General features: G+C 64.9%; 14 protein-coding genes. 10 read left to right on the top strand and 4 right to left on the bottom strand.

The window, feature by feature from the left end; translation table 11 throughout:
* Both N3J91_08500 and N3J91_08495 read right to left on the bottom strand, forming a co-directional pair.
* Positions 1 to 654 (bottom strand): hypothetical protein, encoded by a 654-nt coding sequence (locus tag N3J91_08500; GenBank protein ID MCX8156470.1) that lies wholly within the window; start codon positions 652 to 654, stop codon positions 1 to 3.
* A gap of 74 nt (positions 655 to 728) precedes the next feature.
* Positions 729 to 1,490: a type II secretion system GspH family protein gene (locus N3J91_08495; protein MCX8156469.1), complete on the bottom strand. Its 762-nt coding sequence runs from the start codon at positions 1,488 to 1,490 to the stop codon at positions 729 to 731.
* Between the two features lie 287 nt (positions 1,491 to 1,777).
* Here N3J91_08495 and N3J91_08490 point away from each other — a divergent pair, with 287 nt between their 5' ends.
* The gene (locus N3J91_08490; GenBank protein MCX8156468.1) at positions 1,778 to 3,097 is read left to right on the top strand and encodes a Gfo/Idh/MocA family oxidoreductase; all 1,320 of its coding nucleotides are present in this window, start codon (positions 1,778 to 1,780) and stop codon (positions 3,095 to 3,097) included.
* A gap of 46 nt (positions 3,098 to 3,143) precedes the next feature.
* On the top strand, positions 3,144 to 4,163 hold the full coding sequence (locus N3J91_08485; GenBank protein MCX8156467.1) for a class I SAM-dependent methyltransferase: 1,020 nt from the start codon (positions 3,144 to 3,146) through the stop codon (positions 4,161 to 4,163).
* Between the two features lie 17 nt (positions 4,164 to 4,180).
* Here N3J91_08485 and bioB read toward each other — a convergent pair whose 3' ends face one another.
* Both bioB and N3J91_08475 read right to left on the bottom strand, forming a co-directional pair.
* On the bottom strand, positions 4,181 to 5,263 hold the full coding sequence (bioB, locus tag N3J91_08480; protein ID MCX8156466.1) for a biotin synthase BioB: 1,083 nt from the start codon (positions 5,261 to 5,263) through the stop codon (positions 4,181 to 4,183).
* 25 nt (positions 5,264 to 5,288) lie between these two features.
* Positions 5,289 to 5,450: a hypothetical protein gene (locus N3J91_08475; protein ID MCX8156465.1), complete on the bottom strand. Its 162-nt coding sequence runs from the start codon at positions 5,448 to 5,450 to the stop codon at positions 5,289 to 5,291.
* Between N3J91_08475 and prfB the strand changes: the two genes are divergently transcribed.
* The 8 genes from prfB (at position 5,397) to N3J91_08435 (ending at position 16,180) form a co-directional block, all read left to right on the top strand.
* Positions 5,397 to 6,543, top strand: a protein-coding gene (gene prfB, locus N3J91_08470; protein MCX8156464.1) for a peptide chain release factor 2 whose coding sequence is annotated in 2 segments (ribosomal slippage) — positions 5,397 to 5,465 and positions 5,467 to 6,543 — 1,146 coding nt in all. Because the reading frame shifts where the segments join, the coding sequence is not laid out codon by codon here. The genes N3J91_08475 and prfB overlap by 54 nt on opposite strands.
* Positions 6,544 to 6,674: 131 nt before the next feature.
* Positions 6,675 to 7,466: an indole-3-glycerol phosphate synthase TrpC gene (trpC, locus tag N3J91_08465; protein ID MCX8156463.1), complete on the top strand. Its 792-nt coding sequence runs from the start codon at positions 6,675 to 6,677 to the stop codon at positions 7,464 to 7,466.
* Positions 7,467 to 7,562: 96 nt separating this feature from the next.
* Positions 7,563 to 9,200, top strand: coding sequence for an NAD+ synthase (locus N3J91_08460; protein MCX8156462.1), 1,638 nt, complete (start codon positions 7,563 to 7,565; stop codon positions 9,198 to 9,200).
* A 6-nt stretch (positions 9,201 to 9,206) separates the two neighbouring features.
* Positions 9,207 to 10,049: a dihydropteroate synthase gene (gene folP / locus N3J91_08455; GenBank protein MCX8156461.1), complete on the top strand. Its 843-nt coding sequence runs from the start codon at positions 9,207 to 9,209 to the stop codon at positions 10,047 to 10,049.
* Complete coding sequence (gene cdaA, locus N3J91_08450) at positions 10,046 to 10,885, top strand: diadenylate cyclase CdaA (protein ID MCX8156460.1); 840 nt, start codon at positions 10,046 to 10,048, stop codon at positions 10,883 to 10,885. Before folP ends, cdaA begins: the two co-directional genes overlap by 4 nt.
* 3 nt (positions 10,886 to 10,888) lie before the next feature.
* Positions 10,889 to 11,299, top strand: a complete 411-nt coding sequence (locus tag N3J91_08445; protein MCX8156459.1) for a CdaR family protein — start codon at positions 10,889 to 10,891, stop codon at positions 11,297 to 11,299.
* A gap of 21 nt (positions 11,300 to 11,320) precedes the next feature.
* A complete protein-coding gene (glmM, locus tag N3J91_08440; GenBank protein MCX8156458.1) occupies positions 11,321 to 12,703 on the top strand; it encodes a phosphoglucosamine mutase in 1,383 nt (460 codons plus the stop codon).
* 126 nt (positions 12,704 to 12,829) lie between these two features.
* A complete protein-coding gene (locus N3J91_08435; protein MCX8156457.1) occupies positions 12,830 to 16,180 on the top strand; it encodes a hypothetical protein in 3,351 nt (1,116 codons plus the stop codon).

The raw sequence follows: 16,180 nt of genomic DNA, 5'->3' as shown, positions 1-16,180 counted from the left end.
TCAAGGATGAGGCCGCCGCCCGCCAAACGTGCGCCCGGATTCCATCAACCGTTGGATCTCCTCCAGCAGCGGCGCGACCTCGGCCTTCGTTTGCGCGGAGCTGGACGAGTAGAAAGTTTTCAGCCCCAGCACGGCGATTTTCTTCTGCAACTCTTCACTAATCACCGGGGCCTCCGGATCATTGCCCCACCGCGGCGGGGCTGGCCCGGCCCCCTCGCCCTGGGCCGCCATCTCCTCTTGCGCCTCCCGCAAACGCTTGAGCGCCTCCTGCACGGCGCGCTGGCGGCGCTCGGGCGGCATTTTCTCAAACGCCTCGATCATCGTCTTGAATCCGGTGGGCATGGTGGCCTCCACAAAGGCATCCTTTTCCGCCTCCGTCATCTGTTCAAACCACCGGCGCCATTCGCGATCCAGGCGCGCCCGCCGGCGCTCCTCCCATGGCAGGGCGTTGAGTTTGCGGGCCAGCTCCTCCAGCGCCTGCCCCCGCCGCGAAGGCGGCAGGCGGCTCAAATCCGTCTGCCGCATGTACTGCCCCACTTTTTCGGCGGTCATTTTGCTCTGCCGGGCCAGGGCAAAACCGCCCCATGCCGCCAGCCAGAGCAGCAGCAGCCCGGCCACACCCCAGACCAGTGGTTTATAACGTGCCCCAGACACGGCAGTATTATGACTCCTTCCCGCAAAAAACGCCAAACGTCAACCGGGCCTTCCTTCCGCGGCCTGCAAGCCGCTCAGGGTTTGGGGGGACTGGTGGGCAGACGATACAAATCCGTCACGGCCCAGAGGTTGACCGGAGAAAGCGTGCGGCCATACTTGTAAAAGCGCGCGCTGCCGTCACAAAACACGTAATTCGCGCCGCCGCTGAAGTTTTGCCGGCGGGCGTTGTTGTGACGCCCCTGCGCCAGCACCTCCACATCGTCAAACCCGTCGTAATCCAGGAAGAAATCCCCGCGCTCATTCACCTTCTCCCCAAACGCGATGGTCTCCGAGGGGTGTTTGACGGCCCCCTCCGGGATGGGAGTGGGCGAGTTGGCCTGCTTGTAATACGTGGTGTTGGTCGAATGAAATGTCTGCACGTAATCCGTGAACGCATTCATGATGAAACTGCGCGGCGCCGCATCCAGCGGAAACCGCACCGGATCGCTGCGCGGGTGGGTCGCCCCGTCCGAATGCGGCTCATCCGGCCCATCCGCCGGACAAATCATCACCTTGGGGTTGGAGATTTCGTTGCTCATGCGCCCCGGCCACGCCGGCCCGTACATGCGCAGCGGAAACACCCCATCGTTGTCGTTCAGGTACATCCGCAGCGCGATGCCCATCTGGCGCATGTTGTTCATGCACTGAATCGTTTGCGCCCGCTGCTTGGCCGAGGCCAGCGCCGGCAGCAACATGCTGGCCAGCAGCGCAATAATGGCAATCACCACCAGCAGTTCAATCAACGTGAACCCGCCGGTGCGCGGCCTGCAATCTGTCTGAAAACTTTTGCGGCTCATAACCTTTAATATGACACCTGGACCGGCAGTTGCGCTACCGCCATTTTTGCGCAACCGTCTATTCCTTTAGACGGCATAAGCCGGCTTTGGTTTCAAAAAAAACAATTTAATCTTCCCCCCCCTTGCAGTCCCGCCTGCGGCGCGGGCCAAACCGATCGCCCCTGCCCCTCGCTCCGGCCCCAGGCTGCGCCTACCTCACCCGCGCGCCTGGCAGAATAAGCCCGGAAGCGGCAGCCGGGACGGGAAGAAACGTTGACAAGCCGGCGTTGAGCAGCAATAACAGCCTTATGAAAAACACGCAGCACATCTCTCGCCGATCGTTCTTGCGTCAGGCACGCAACCTCTCGCTGGGCGTGGGCGCCGCCCTGGCCAGCCCCAACATCTTCCTGAATGAAACCCGCGCCGCCACCGGGGAAAATCCCTCCGAGCTGGTGCGGGTGGGCTTCATTGCCACCGGCGGCCGGGGGGTACAAAACATGCAGTATTTCCTCAAGAAAAAGAATGTCTTTGCCCTGTGTGATGTGGACTCCAACAACCTCGCCACCGGGCAGAAGGCGGTGATCAAGGCTCAGGGCAAGGAGGTGCCCGGCTACAAGGATTACCGCAAATTGCTGGAGGACAAAAGCGTGGACGCGGTGGTGATTTCCACCCCCGATCACTGGCATGCCCTGCAGGCCATCCACGCCTGCCAGGCGGGCAAGGACGTGTATTGCGAAAAGCCGCTGACGCTGTTCATCGAGGAAGGCAAGGCCATGGTCAAGGCCGTGCGCCAGTACAAACGCGTGCTGCAAACCGGCAGCCAGCAGCGGTCCGATCCGCGTTTCCGCACCGCCGTCGAAATGGTGCGCGCCGGCAAAATCGGCAAGCTGCACACCGTCAAGGTGGGCATCACCACCGTCAACTGGGACAACAAACTGGATGACGTCAAAGACAGCGACCCGCCGCCCGAACTCGACTACGACATGTGGCTCGGCCCGGCGCCCTACCGGCCCTACAACCGGGCCCGCGTCCACTATTATTTCCGCTTTTTCTGGGATTATTCCGGCGGCCAGATGACCAACTGGGGCGCGCATCACCTGGACATCGCCCATTGGGGCATGGATGTGGACAACACCGGCCCGGTCGAAATCACCGGCCAGGCCCGCTATGACGAGAAAAAACGCTTCGAAGTGCCGGTGTGGAGCCTCATCCATTACAAATACCCCAACGGCGTGCAGGTGATTTTGGAGCAGGGCGCCAAAATGGGCACCACCTTCATCGGCGACAAGGGCGTCATTTACGTCAACCGCGGCGTGCTCAAGATGGGCGCCACGGAGAAGGAGGAGGATTTGGACGACATCCCGCCGATGAAGGACACGGACATCAAGCTGGTGTACATCAGCAATGATCATTACGGCAACTGGCTGGACTGCATCAAGACGCGCAAGGACCCGATCTGTTCGGTGGAAATCGGCCATCGCACCGCCACCGCCTGTCATCTGGGCAACATCGCGGCGCGCACCGGCAAGAAAATCACCTGGGATCCGGTCAAGGAAGTGATCACCGTGCCGGAATTGGCGCACTGGGCCACCAAGGCCTATCGCGCCCCGTGGAAGCTTCCGGTGTAACCCACCGGCACCACCTCGCAGGCGGCCTCCGGGCCGCCTTTTTGTTATGGACCCCAACCTGCTCAAAGAAACCGAGGCCCTGCGCCGGATGTGGGACCGCCATGACGCCGCCGATTTGCGCGATTACCTGGTGGCCAGTGTGGAGGACCCGCGGCTGAACCTCTCCAGCATCCTCATGCGCCATTTCCTCCTGGAGCTGCTTTTCGGCCCGCGCTTTGCCCCGCTGCAGGAGGCCGAGGTGCGCTTCTCCATGGCCATGAATTGGATGCTCCAGCGCTTCGAGCATCCCATGATTGATGAGGATGTGGAGAGTTTGCGCCGGGGCTTGCAACGCCCCATGGCGGTGGTGGAAGGCGTCACCCTGCCGCCTTTTTTGCATGCCGTGTACACCCGCCTGCCGGAAAAAATCGGCAGCGTGGAAGTCCCCAACTACCTGGACGCGCTGCTCACCCCGGACCTGCTGGCCATGACGCCGGTCCGGCTCCCCGAGCGCATTTTGAACACCTTTGCCCTCCTGTGGCGGCAGGAGCTGGCAGGCCAGACGGCTCCGCGCCTCACCGTGCTCGAACCCGCCTGCGGCTCGGCCAATGATTACCGCTTCTTTGCTCCTTTTGGGCTGGCGCCCTTCGTGGACTACGCCGGCTTTGATCTTTGCGCCAAAAACGTGGACAACGCCCGCGCCTTGTGTCCCGAGGCCCATTTTGCCGTGGGCAACGTGCTGGAAATCCCGCAGGAAAACCAGTCGGTGGAGGTGCTGCTCGCCCAGGACCTCTTCGAGCATCTCAGCCCGGCCGCCCTGGAGCAGGCCCTGGCCGAAATAACCCGCGTTACTCGCCGGGCGATGTGCCTCGGGTTTTTCCAGATGCACGAAGAGCCGGAGCACCTGGTCCGCCCCGTGGAGGAGTATTACTGGAATCGCCTGAGCCTGCCGCGGGTGCGTGAACGCCTGGAAGGGGCGGGCTTTGCCGTCCAGGCCATCCACCTGGATTCCTTGCTGGTGCGCCAGTTCCACGGCGAACCCACGCACAACCCCCATGCCTACGTGCTGCGGGCATGGCGGCGATGAGCCGGGCGCCATCCGCCTCAAGCCGTCACCGGCTCCGGCGTAGTGGAGACCGGCGCCGTTTCCGGCTGATCACTGAAATCATGATCGCTGCCCGCCGGCTCCAGGCCCAAATCTTTGAGCATCTGCAAATCCTGCTCCACCGGCCGGTTGAGCGTGGTAAGGTAATTGCCCACCATGAGCGCGCTGGCCCCCGCCATGAAAATCATGCTCTGCAAATCCCGCAAATTCACCGTGCGCCCCCCCGCCACCATGATTTCCTGGCGCGGCAGGATGAAGCGGAAACAGGCAATCGTTTTGAGGATTTCCAACGGAGGCAGCGGCGGCACATGCTCAAACGGAGTGCCCGGGATGGGATTAAGGATATTGATGGGCACCACGCTCGCCCCAACTTCGCGCAGGCTCAAAGCCAGTTCGCAGCGGTCTTCCCGCGTCTCCCCCATCCCGATGATGCCCCCGGAGCAGATGCGAATCCCGGCGTTGCGCAGGAATTTCAGGGTTTGAATGCGATCGTCGTAGGTGTGCGTGGTGCATTGCTGCGGGAAAAAGCGGCGCGAGGTCTCCAGGTTGTGCCCATACACCTGCACCCCCGCCTCCTTCAAACGATCGGCCACGCGCTGGCTCTTGATGATGCCCAGCGACACGTCCGCCCGTGCCTTGCCGCTGCGCGCCAGCTCCCGCACCCGCTCGCACACCTCGTCCAGCATCCGGCCCTCGCTCAGCCCCTTCCAGGCCGCCACCAGCCCCACGGCCGTCACCCCGTGGCGCATGGCCTCCTCCGCCGCCTGTTGTACCGGCTCCGGCTCCACAAAACCGTAACGCGGTGACTGAGTTTGGTAAAAGGCCGATTGCGCGCAAAACTTGCAATCCTCCGGACACCCGCCCGCCTTGGCGTTCACGATGGAGCAGAGATGGATGCGATTCCCCTTGAAATGCTCCCGGATGCGGTTGGCCCACGCCATCAAATCATAAATATCCGCGCTGCGCTCCAGGTGAAACAGCTCCAGCGCCTCCTCGCGCCCGATTTGTCCCCCTTCCAAAACACGGCGGCCCAGCGCCGCTATGCGCGCTGAGACATTGGCGTCAACTGATGAATGACTCATACTTGACGCAAAGTAATCTCCCCCTTCAGCCGTGCAAGCCAAAAATGTTCACCCCCCCGCCGGCAGGGCGCACGGCCAGCCGGAGGTTTTCCGCCTTGTCGGGGCGGCGGCCCGTGGCTATGCTCCGCCCGCTATGTTGGACGTGATTGCCAATCGGTTGCAGACGGCGGCGGAGAAACTGGCCCATTTGCGGAGGTTTCTTTGACGTCCCCAAATTGCAACAGCGGCTGGGGGAGCTGGAAACCCAGATGGCCGCAGAGACCTTTTGGAACAGCCGCGAGCAGGCGCAGAAAACCATCGAGGAAGCCAACGACATCAAGCGCAAGCTGGAACCCCTGGAGGCCGTCAGCCGCCAGCACGCCGATTTGAAGGTCATGCTCGAACTGGCCGAGGCGGAACCGCCCGAAAGCCAGGCCAAAGTGGCCGCCGAACTGGACCGCGACACCCAGAAGCTGCTGGAGGAAATTGACCGCCTGGAGCTGCGCTTTTTCCTCAGCGGCCCGCATGATCGCAACAATTGCATCCTCACCATCAACGCCGGGGCCGGCGGCACTGAAGCCTGCGACTGGGCCGAGATGCTCCTGCGCATGTACCAGCGCTGGTGTGAATCCCGCGGCTGGGAGGTGGAAGTCACCGACCTGCTGCCGGGGGAGGGTGCCGGCATCAAAAACGTCACCATGGTGGTGCGGGGCGAATATGCCTATGGCTATTGCAAGGCCGAGCGCGGCGTCCACCGGCTGGTGCGCATCTCCCCCTTCGACGCCAACAAGCGCCGCCACACCAGTTTTGCCAGCGTGGACGTGATCGCCGAAATTGAGGATGACACCGAGATTGTCATCCCGCCCAATGAACTGCAAATTGACACCTACCGCTCCGGCGGCAAAGGCGGCCAGAACGTCAACAAGGTGGAAACGGCGGTGCGCATCACCCACCTCCCCACCGGGTTGGTGGCCGCCTCCCAGGCGCAGCGCAGCCAGGCCCAAAACCGCGCCGCCGCCATGAAGCTGCTGCTCTCCAAATTGTACGCCCTCCGCGAAGACCAGAAAAAGGCCGAGATGGAGCGGTTTTACGGGGAAAAAGGCAGTGTCTCGTGGGGCAACCAGATTCGCAGTTACGTGTTTCAACCGTATCGCATGGTCAAGGACCTGCGCACCGGCGTGCAAACCGGGGACACCCAGCGCGTCATGGATGGCGATCTGGATATGTTTGTCAACGCCTGGCTCCGCGCCGGCGGCCCCACCAAACGCATGCAAGGCATCAAGGATGAGGACGAAGAATAACCCGTGGCGCCGCCGCGCCACTCCTTTCTGCCCGGAATGTCCCGCTCCCGGTGCGCTCCCGCTCCCGGCCGCCAGGAGCGCAGGCGGGCAGGAGCAGCAACCAGCATCTGCGCCCATCACCACCTGATCTCGTGGCCAACATTCTCGACACCATCGTCGCGCACAAGCAGCAGGAAATCGCGGCCCTGCCCCCGAGCCCCATCACCGCGGAGGAGCTGCGCGCGCATCTGGCACGCCGCGGCCGGCGCGATTTTCTCGCCGCGCTGCAACGGCCCCGCCGCGGGCGCCGGATGGCCCTGATTGCCGAGGTGAAAAAAGCCTCGCCCTCTGCCGGCGTCATCCGCCCGGACTTTGATCCCGTGGCGATTGCGCGAGCCTATGAAGCCGCCGGGGCCGACTGCCTCTCCGTACTCACCGATGAGCGTTTTTTTCAGGGGCATTTGGAATATCTGCGCCAGATCCGCGCCGCCGTCTCCCTCCCCCTCTTGCGCAAGGATTTCATCCTGGACGAGCGCCAGATTCTGGAAGCGGTGGAATGGGGAGCGGACGCGATTCTGTTGATCGCGGCCATTTTGGACGATGACCGGCTGCGACAGTTGCACGCGCTGGCCACCGCCGCCGGACTGGCGGCCCTGGTGGAGGTGCACGATGAAGCCGAGCTGCAACGCGCCCTCGCCCTCCGCGCCCCGCTGATTGGTGTGAACAACCGCGATTTGACCACCTTTACCGTGGATTTGGCCACCACCGAACGGCTTGCCGCCCAACTGGGACAGCACGCCTGCCTGCTGGTGGCCGAAAGCGGCATTCATACGCGCGCCGACGTGGAACGCCTGGAGCGGTGTGGCGCGCGGGCCATTCTGGTGGGCGAGTCGCTCATGCGCGCTCCCTCTTTGGAGGCCAAGGTGGCCGAGCTGCTGGGTTGAGCGGCAACCTCCTGCCTCCACCCGGGCCATCCCCCGCGCCGCCGTTTCCTTTTCATTGTTCATGCCCCAGTTCCTGCGGTATGTTGGCGGCAGGTTATGAAAATTGCGCTGGCGCAAATCAACACCATCATCGGCGACATGACCGGCAACCGCGATCGCATCCTGGCGGCCTACCAGCGCGGCGTGGCCGGCGGGGCGGATCTGGTGGTCACCCCCGAGCTGGCGATTACCGGTTACCCGCCGCGCGATCTGCTCCTGCGCCGCTCCTTCGTGGAGCAAAACCTGCGCGTGCTCGAGGAACTGGCCGCCGCCACCGGCGCCACCGGCCTGGTGGTGGGGTTTGTGGGCCGGCACGAAAACCGCCCCGGCCGCGAGGCCACCAACTCTGTGGCCCTCTTGAGCGAGGGCAAAATCCAGGCCCTCCGCCACAAAATGCTCCTACCCACCTACGATGTCTTTGATGAAGATCGTTATTTCGAGCCGGCCGTGGACAATGCCCCGGTGGAGTTCAGGGGCAAACGCCTGGGCTTGACCATTTGCGAGGACATCTGGAATGACGAGGATTTCTGGCGCGAACGCCGTTACCGCCGGAATCCCTGCCGCGATCTGGCCCAGGCGGGCGCGGAGGTCATCGTCAACTGCTCCGCCTCCCCCTGGCACCTGGGCAAAACCCGCACCCGCCATGACATGGTCTCCAGCATGGCCCGGCACATTGGGCGGCCGATTGTTTATTGCAACCTCGTGGGCGGCAACGATGAACTCGTCTTTGACGGCCAGAGCCTCGCCTTCGATGCCGCCGGCCGGCTCGTGGCCCGCGGAGCCGCCTTCGCCGAGGATTTTTTATGCGTGGATTTGAACCAGGCCGCACCGCTCAACTACGCCGAGCCGTGCGAGGAGGAGCAGGTGTATCAGGCGCTGGTGCTGGGATTGCGGGATTATCTCCACAAGTGCGGTTTCCGGGCGGCCGTGCTGGGATTGAGCGGTGGCATTGACTCGGCGCTCACCGCCTGCCTCGCCGTGGCCGCCCTGGGCCGGGAGAATGTCCGCGGGGTTTCCCTGCCCTCCCAGTACTCCAGCCAGGGCAGTCTGGATGATGCCCGTGCGCTGGCGGAAAACCTGGGCATCAAGTACCACGTCATCCCCATCCAACCGCCCTTCGATAGCGTCAAAGGCCAGTTGCGCGAGCTGTTTGCCGGGCGGCCGGAAGATGTGACCGAAGAAAACATCCAGGCCCGCCTGCGCGGCGTCATCCTGATGGCCCTCTCCAACAAATTCGGCGAGCTGCTGCTCACCACCGGCAACAAGAGCGAAAGCGCCGTGGGCTATTGCACCCTGTACGGTGACATGTGCGGCGGGCTGGCCGTCATCAGTGACGTGCCCAAGCAGATGGTGTATCGGCTGGCCCGCTGGATCAATCGCGAGCGCGAGATCATCCCGCAGGCCTCCCTCACCAAGCCGCCCTCCGCCGAGCTGCGCCCCAACCAGAAGGACCAGGACTCCCTTCCCCCCTATGAGGTGCTGGACGCTATTCTGGAGCGCTACGTCGTCCAGGGGCAAACCGTGGCCGAGATTCTGGCCGCCGGCTTTGCCGAGGCCGACGTCCGCCGCGTGGTGCGCCTGATTGATTTGAGCGAGTACAAACGCCGCCAGGCCGCCCCCGGCCTCAAAGTCACCAGCAAGGCCTTTGGCATGGGCCGGCGCCTGCCCATTGCCCAACGGTTTCGTGAGATTTAACCCCCTATGCAATGGACCGCCCGGCAGTTCACCTTCACCTTCCCCCGCCCCCGGCTGGTCATGGGGATTGTCAATGTGACGCCGGACTCATTTTACGACGGCGGCCGCTATTTCGGCGTGGAGGCCGCTGTGCAGCATGCCCTGGACCTGGTGGCCGAAGGCGCGGACCTCCTGGACATTGGCGGTGAATCCACCCGCCCCGGCGCCGAGCCGGTCCCGGAAGCCGAGGAAATGCGCCGCGTGCTGCCGGTCATTGCCGCCCTGGCGGAGCGGGTGACCATCCCGCTCTCCATTGATACGGTTAAACCCGCCGTGGCGGCGGCGGCGATTCGGGCCGGGGCGAGCATCATCAATGACATCGCGGCTCACCGCACCGACCCCGCGATGTGGGAGGTGGCCGCCGCCACGGGCGCCGGTTATGTGGCCATGCACATGCAGGGCACGCCGGCGACCATGCAACAACATCCCGAGTATCAGGACGTGGTGGCCGAGGTGGACGCCTTTTTCGGCGACGTGCTGGCCCGTTTGCAGGCGGCGGGGGTGCGCCCCGAGCAGACGGTGCTCGATGTGGGCATCGGCTTTGGGAAAACTGTGGAGCATAATTTGCAGTTGCTCGCCGCCCTGCGCCAATTTAAAAGATGGGGGCGGCCTCTGCTGTTGGGTGTTTCCCGCAAATCATTCATCGGGAAACTCCTGGGCGCAGAGCCGCCAGAGCGCCTGCCGGGCAGCCTGGCCTGCGCCTGTTGGGCGGTCGAGCAAGGGGTGGACATCATCCGCGCCCACGACGTCCGGGCCACGGTCCATGCCGTGCGCATGACCGAGGCGTTGCTGGCCCGCCAGCTTGCATGATGGAATGGCTCTTACAACTGTGGCGACCGGCGCTGGAAATCCTCATCCTCGCGGTGGGGATTTACTACGGCTTCATCCTCATCCGGGGCACCAAGGGCGCGCCGGTGCTCACCGGTTTTCTGGTCCTGCTCCTGGCCCTCACCTTCGTGACGGTGGTGCTGGATTTGAAGGTGCTCCGCTGGCTGCTTACCACCTTCTTTGCCTTCTTCCTGGTGGCCATTCTCATTCTCTTCCAGCCCGAGTTGCGGCGCATCCTTGCCGAACTGGGCAGCACCTCGCTCTTCGCGTCCGCCCACGAGCAACGCGAAAACATTGAAATCATCGTCCAAACCTGCGAGCGCCTCTCCGAGGCCCGCATCGGCGCGCTCATTGCCATTGAACAGTCCATTCATGTCCATGATTCGGTGGAATCCGGCATTCCGGTGGACTGCGAGGCCACGCCGGAGATGCTGGAAACCATTTTCTTTCCCAACAACGCCATCCATGACGGCGGGGTTATTTTGAAGGGGGACCGCATCCTCTACGCCGCCTGCATCTTCCCCCTGACCCAGCAGCAGGGCCTCAGCCCCTCCCTAGGCACGCGACACCGCGCCGCCATTGGCTTGAGCGAGGAAACCGATGCCATCGTGGTGGTGGTTTCCGAGGAAACCGGCCTGATTTCCGTGGCCTACCGGGGGCAGTTGACCCGCGGCCTGAGCCTGGAGGAGCTGCGCGCCTTCTTGAGCAACCTGATGGTCAAGGCCAAACCGCCCCGCTGGCTGTCCCGCATGCGGGATTATCTGCCCCAGCGTTTCCGGCCCGCTCCGCCGGTGGCCACCAAAGCGGAGATGAAATAAGCCATGCCCCTGCAAAAAATCATCTTCCACAACTTTTGGGCCAAGGTCTGCTCCCTGCTGCTGGCCGTGATGATCTGGCATGTCGTCAACACTTGGCAGCAGGGCGGACGCCTGGAGCGCACCCCCGTGGTGGCCGCCGCCGAGGTCACCTTTTACCGCCATCCCATCACCGTCATGAAGTCCGCCGGAGATGAACGCGCCTTCCGCGTCTCGCCCGCCACGGTGGACGTGACCCTCAAGGGGCCGGTGGAGATCATGAACAAGCTCCGCAGTGGCGACCTCATGGTGTACATCAACCTGGTGGACCTGGGAGATGCCCCGCCCCTCCCGCTCAAAGTCATGGTCCACCATCCCCCCGGCGTGGCCGTCACCCGCGTGGACCCGCCGGAGGTCCAGGTGGCCCGCGTCCGCTGAACCCTCTTATCCTTATCCCTTATGAGCAATGGCAAACGCATCTTCGGCACCGACGGCGTCCGCGGCATCGCCAACATTGAGCCGGTGACCGCCGAAACCGCCCTCAAACTGGGCCGGGCCGCCGCCCATGTCTTCAAAAACCTGCCCGGCCCCTCCCGCGGCCGCGGCCGACATAAAATCGTCATCGGCAAGGACACCCGCCTCTCCGGGTACATGCTCGAAAACGCCATCTCCGCCGGCATTCTCTCCATGGGCGTGGATGTGTTGTTCATCGGCCCTCTGCCCACCCCCGGCGTGGCCTACGTGACCCGCAGCCTGCGCGCCGATGCCGGCATCGTCATCACCGCCTCGCACAACCCCTACGACGACAACGGCATCAAGTTCTTCCGCGCCGACGGCTACAAGCTCGACGACGCCGTCGAGGCCGAGATCGAAGACCTGGTCTTCTCCGGCCGCATTGACAGCATCCGGCCCACCGCCAGCGCCATTGGCAAGGCCGTGCGCATTGACGACGCCCTCGGGCGGTACATCGAATTTGCCAAGGCCTCCTTCCCCAAGGGGCGCACCCTCGAAGGCCTGCGCATCGTGGTGGACTGCGCCCACGGCGCCGCCTACAAATCCACCCCCTGCGTCCTGCGCGAGCTGGGGGCCGAAGTCCTGGTTTTTGGCAACCAGCCCGACGGCCTCAACATCAACCGCGAGTGCGGCTCCATGCACCCCGAAAACCTCTGCGCCCGCGTGCGCGAATTTCGCGCCGATGTCGGCATCGCCCACGATGGCGATGCGGATCGCGTGCTGCTCTGCGATGAATTCGGCCGCCTGGTGGACGGCGACGACATCATGGCCATCACGGCCCTGGACATGCTCGCGCGCGGGGTGTTGGTGGAAAAAACGCTCGTGGCCACCGTCATGAGCAACGCCGGCCTGGACGCCGCCATCACCGCCGCCGGCGGGCGCGTCCTGCGCACGGACGTGGGCGACAAGAACGTCATTGATGAAATGCTGCGCGGCGGGTACAACCTCGGCGGCGAGCAGAGCGGCCATCTGATTTTCCGCGACCACAGCACCACCGGCGACGGCCTGGTGGCCGCGCTCCAGGTCCTGCAAACCATGACCGCCACCCAAAAACCGCTCTCCGAGCTGGTCAAGTGCTGGACCCGCTTCCCCCAGAAAAACGTCAACCTCAAGGTCCGCGAAAAACGCCCGTTTGAAGAACTGGACGGCGTGGGCGAGCTGGTGCGCCAGGCCGAGGCAGAGCTGAAAGCCCAAGGCGGCCGCGTGCTCTTGCGTTACTCCGGCACCGAGCCAAAAGTGCGCCTGCTGCTTGAAGGCCGCGACGCCGCCACCCTGGACCTCTGGGCGGCCCGCATCATGGAATGCCTCCGCCGCCAGATCGGAGCCTGACCGGCGCCGGGAGCCGCCCTCGCTTTGCCTCCCCCAAATACCCCCCATCGCGCATACCTCCCGCCGCGCGGCGGATGCTCCGGGGTTGCGTTGCCAAACCAGCCCGCCCGGTGTACGCTGCCCGGCGTGCGTCTGGGATGGCATACCCTGATCCGCAAGCTGCCCGCCACCACCGCGTGGGCCGGGCTGGTGGCTGGCCTGACGGGCTTGCTCGCTGCGCAACCGGCCGCACCTCCGCCTTTGCTCAGCGTCCCGGATATGGGACTGCGGGTGGCGGCGGGTTTTCGTGCCCAATGGCTGGCCGAGCCGCGGCTCACCCCCAACCCCGCCGCCCTGGCGGTGGATGCCTGGGGACGCATCCTGGTAGGGGGCACCGGTTACATTCGCGTGCTTCAGGACGCCGATACCAACGGCGTCGCCGAAAGCATCACCCTCTTCACCCTCGCGCCCGGCTCCGTAACCGCCTTGGCCGTCGAAGGCTCCGGCCTGCTGGCCATCGTGGATCAGACGCTCTGGCGGTATCGCGACAACAATCAAGACGGTGTGGCGGATGGCCCCCCGGAGCGGCTGCTCACCTTCAGCGGCCCCGCCAACGCCTGGCGGGCCTTGCGCCAGGGACCCGACCGCTGGTGGTACGTGCTGTGCGGCGCCGGCGACATCCCCCAACGCGGCTTTGTGCCGTTGGACAGCTCGCCCGTTACGGTGGCCGACGCGGGGGCGCTCTACCGTTTCAGCCCGGATTGGAATGAATACGAAATCGTGGCGCACGGCCTGCATCATCCGGGCGGCCTGGACGTGAACGGGGCAGGCGACTGGTTCACGGTGGACGGCGAAGCGCATGGCGATTGGGGCCTCCCGTGGTTCGCTCCGGCCACGGTTCACCATCTGGCGCCGGGCGGACATCACGGCTGGCGCTCCGCCGTGGGCCAGGGAGCAGCAGCAGGCCGCGCGCGCCCGGATTATTATGGGGACACTGTACGCTCCGTCACAGACCTCGGGCGGGCGCGTCCCAGCGCGGTCGTGGCGTATGAGCATCATCAATTCCCCGAGCGCTATCATCACAGTCTTCTGGTGGCCGACTGGGCCTATGGCCGCGTGTTCTGTGTGCCGCTCTCCCCCCACGGCGCCACCTACTCCGGCGCCCCGGAATTGCTGCTCGAAGCCGAAGGCCGCTCCGGCTTTGCCCCCACCGCCCTGGCCGTGGCCCCCGATGGCTCGCTGTTGATTGCTTCCGGCCGCGGCGGCCAGAGCGGCATCTGCCGTTTGACTTATCCCCACCCGGACCGAATTGTGCGGGATGTCCTGCACCTGGTGCGCAGTGCCGGGACGCTCGAATCCACCCTCGCCGTGCCGCATCCGTGGGAGGCCTGGAGCCGGGCCGCCTGGCAGCCGGTGGCCCAGCGCCTCGGCCCCGAAGTTTATGTCCGTGCCGTGGTGGATCCCTTGCGCCCGCCGGAGCAGCGCGCTCGTGCCATCGAGATTTTGGTCCACACCTTCGACGGCCTTCCCCCACGCGAGGCGGCTGCTGCCGCCCGCGCTCCTGAACCGGAAGTCCGCGCCCGGGCGGCATGGGCCTTGGGCGTTAAACCATCCCCCGGCTTCACCGGCATCCTGCTGGACTTGGCGCTGGATGCGCATCCTTGGCCGCGCCGGGTGGCGTTGGAGGCCCTACAACACCGTTACTTGGAGCTGGAAAACCTCTCCCTGCAACCGGTCCTGCGGGAAAACCTGGGCCACGAAGACCCGCGCCTCCGGCAACTGGCCGCCCGGCTGTCCTCGCGCCTGCCCCAGCCGGCATGGGAAAAGCTCCGCCAAGGGTTGCGCGCTGACGCTCCCTCGCGGCTGGGTACGGCCCTGGTCTTCCTCCTGCGCGAGCCTGCCGCCACCTGGCACACCAACGCCCTGGAGCTGGCCCTCGGCGCCTGGAATGCCACCAGCGACATCAGCCTGCGCATTGAGGCCATCAGCTTCATCATCAAGGCCTTGGGCGATGACCGCCGGGTCCAACCCGGTTGGGATGTCTTTGCCGGCTACGTTCTGCCCACTTCTTTCCAGGGGCACGAAATGGATCTGCGCCGCCTCCGCCTGACCGCCCGCACGGCCTTTCCCGCCAGCCACACCATTTTGGATGTCGAGCTGGCCCGCCTCCTGGCCATGTTGGCCGACGACGATCCCCGAACCCCGCGCAAGGTGGTGGAGCGCATTCAAGCCAGCACGCCCCCCTCCCTGGACTTCCATTATCTCGCTGTGCTGGCCCGCCTGCCGGTGGCCCGCGAGCCGGCTATTACCTCCGCCACGGCCGACGCGCTCACCGGCTTGGGCCGCAAACTGGCCGGCGTGCCCCCGGAATCGCTGGCAGGCTGGAACCCCCGGCTGGCGGAACTGGGCCGCCATCTGCTGGCGCGGGATCCGGCGCTGGCCGAAGCCCTGGCCCGGCATCCGGAACTGCCGCGCCCCGCCTTGTTGCCGCTGGTGCCGCTCCTGAATGTGGCGCAACAACGGCAGGCCGCCGCGCGTTTTCTGGCTGCCGCACAACGCGATGCCAACTTCCCCTGCGTGCCGGAACTCTTGCAGGTGCTCGCCTCGCTGCCGCCCGAGCAAACCCGCAGCTTCCTGCGCCGCCGGTGGCCCACCGTGGACTTGCCCCGGCAATGGGAAATAGCGGTGGAACTGGCGCGCGCCCCGGAATTGACGGATCGCCCCATCTTCCTCGCCGCCCTGGAAGCCGCCCCCATGGATGTGGTGGAGGCTTGCGTCAAGGCGTTGGCCGCCCTCCCCCCGGACAATGCCCCCCGCAATGTGGCCCCGGTGGCCCGGGCCTTGTGGCGGCTGGCAGGCCTGCCGGAGCAGGCTCCCTTGCGCCAACAAGTCCTGCGCCTGCTGGAACGGCAGACGGGACAAAACTTTGATGTGGCCGAAACCAATGCCCCTGCCGCCGGGGCGGGGGCAGTGTATCAACCGGTTTGGAATTGGCTGGCTCAACATTATCCCACCGCCCTCCAAGACACCAATGCCCCTTCTGCCGCCGCCTTGAAGGCACTGGAACAAGTCCTGCGCTCCACCCCCTGGGCCAAAGGCGATGCCCAGCGCGGCGCGGCGCGTTTTGAACGCTCCTGTGCTGCCTGCCATGCAGATCCCCTGCGCACCCCGCCGCTGGAGCTTGGGGCAAGCCGATGGCCGCCGCTGGAATTATTCCCTCACATTGCCTACCCCCATTGGCGCGTGGCCGAGGAATACCGCCTGCGGGAATATCAACTGACCAGCGGGCAAAGCATCAAAGGACGTCCCCTGTTTGAAGGGATGGAAATGCGCCTGGTGCAAACCGCCCAGGGCGTGCTGCGGTTGCGAGCCGCTGAAATCCGGCGCTCCCTGCCGGCCTCCGGCTCCTTGATGCCCGATTCCCTTCTCAAGGGTTGGCCCCCCGCTGACCTGGCTGATTTATGGGCCTTCCTGCGTGACTACCAAGGTTGGCGCTGA

This window comes from Verrucomicrobiia bacterium, assembly GCA_026414565.1.
Lineage (GTDB): Bacteria > Verrucomicrobiota > Verrucomicrobiia > Limisphaerales > Fontisphaeraceae > Fontisphaera.
Note: the sequence above shows the minus strand (reverse complement) of the source record. Positions and strands in the feature narration are given on the sequence as shown.

Coding starts and splice junctions, on each gene's coding strand:
- cdaA (MCX8156460.1), top strand. CDS start 10,046: ATGATGGAATGGCTCTTACAACTGTGGCGACCGGCGCTGGAAATCCTC.
- glmM (MCX8156458.1), top strand. CDS start 11,321: ATGAGCAATGGCAAACGCATCTTCGGCACCGACGGCGTCCGCGGCATC.
- N3J91_08445 (MCX8156459.1), top strand. CDS start 10,889: ATGCCCCTGCAAAAAATCATCTTCCACAACTTTTGGGCCAAGGTCTGC.
- N3J91_08485 (MCX8156467.1), top strand. CDS start 3,144: ATGGACCCCAACCTGCTCAAAGAAACCGAGGCCCTGCGCCGGATGTGG.
- bioB (MCX8156466.1), bottom strand. CDS start 5,263: ATGAGTCATTCATCAGTTGACGCCAATGTCTCAGCGCGCATAGCGGCG.
- N3J91_08495 (MCX8156469.1), bottom strand. CDS start 1,490: ATGAGCCGCAAAAGTTTTCAGACAGATTGCAGGCCGCGCACCGGCGGG.
- folP (MCX8156461.1), top strand. CDS start 9,207: ATGCAATGGACCGCCCGGCAGTTCACCTTCACCTTCCCCCGCCCCCGG.
- N3J91_08475 (MCX8156465.1), bottom strand. CDS start 5,450: ATGGGCCAGTTTCTCCGCCGCCGTCTGCAACCGATTGGCAATCACGTC.
- N3J91_08490 (MCX8156468.1), top strand. CDS start 1,778: ATGAAAAACACGCAGCACATCTCTCGCCGATCGTTCTTGCGTCAGGCA.
- N3J91_08460 (MCX8156462.1), top strand. CDS start 7,563: ATGAAAATTGCGCTGGCGCAAATCAACACCATCATCGGCGACATGACC.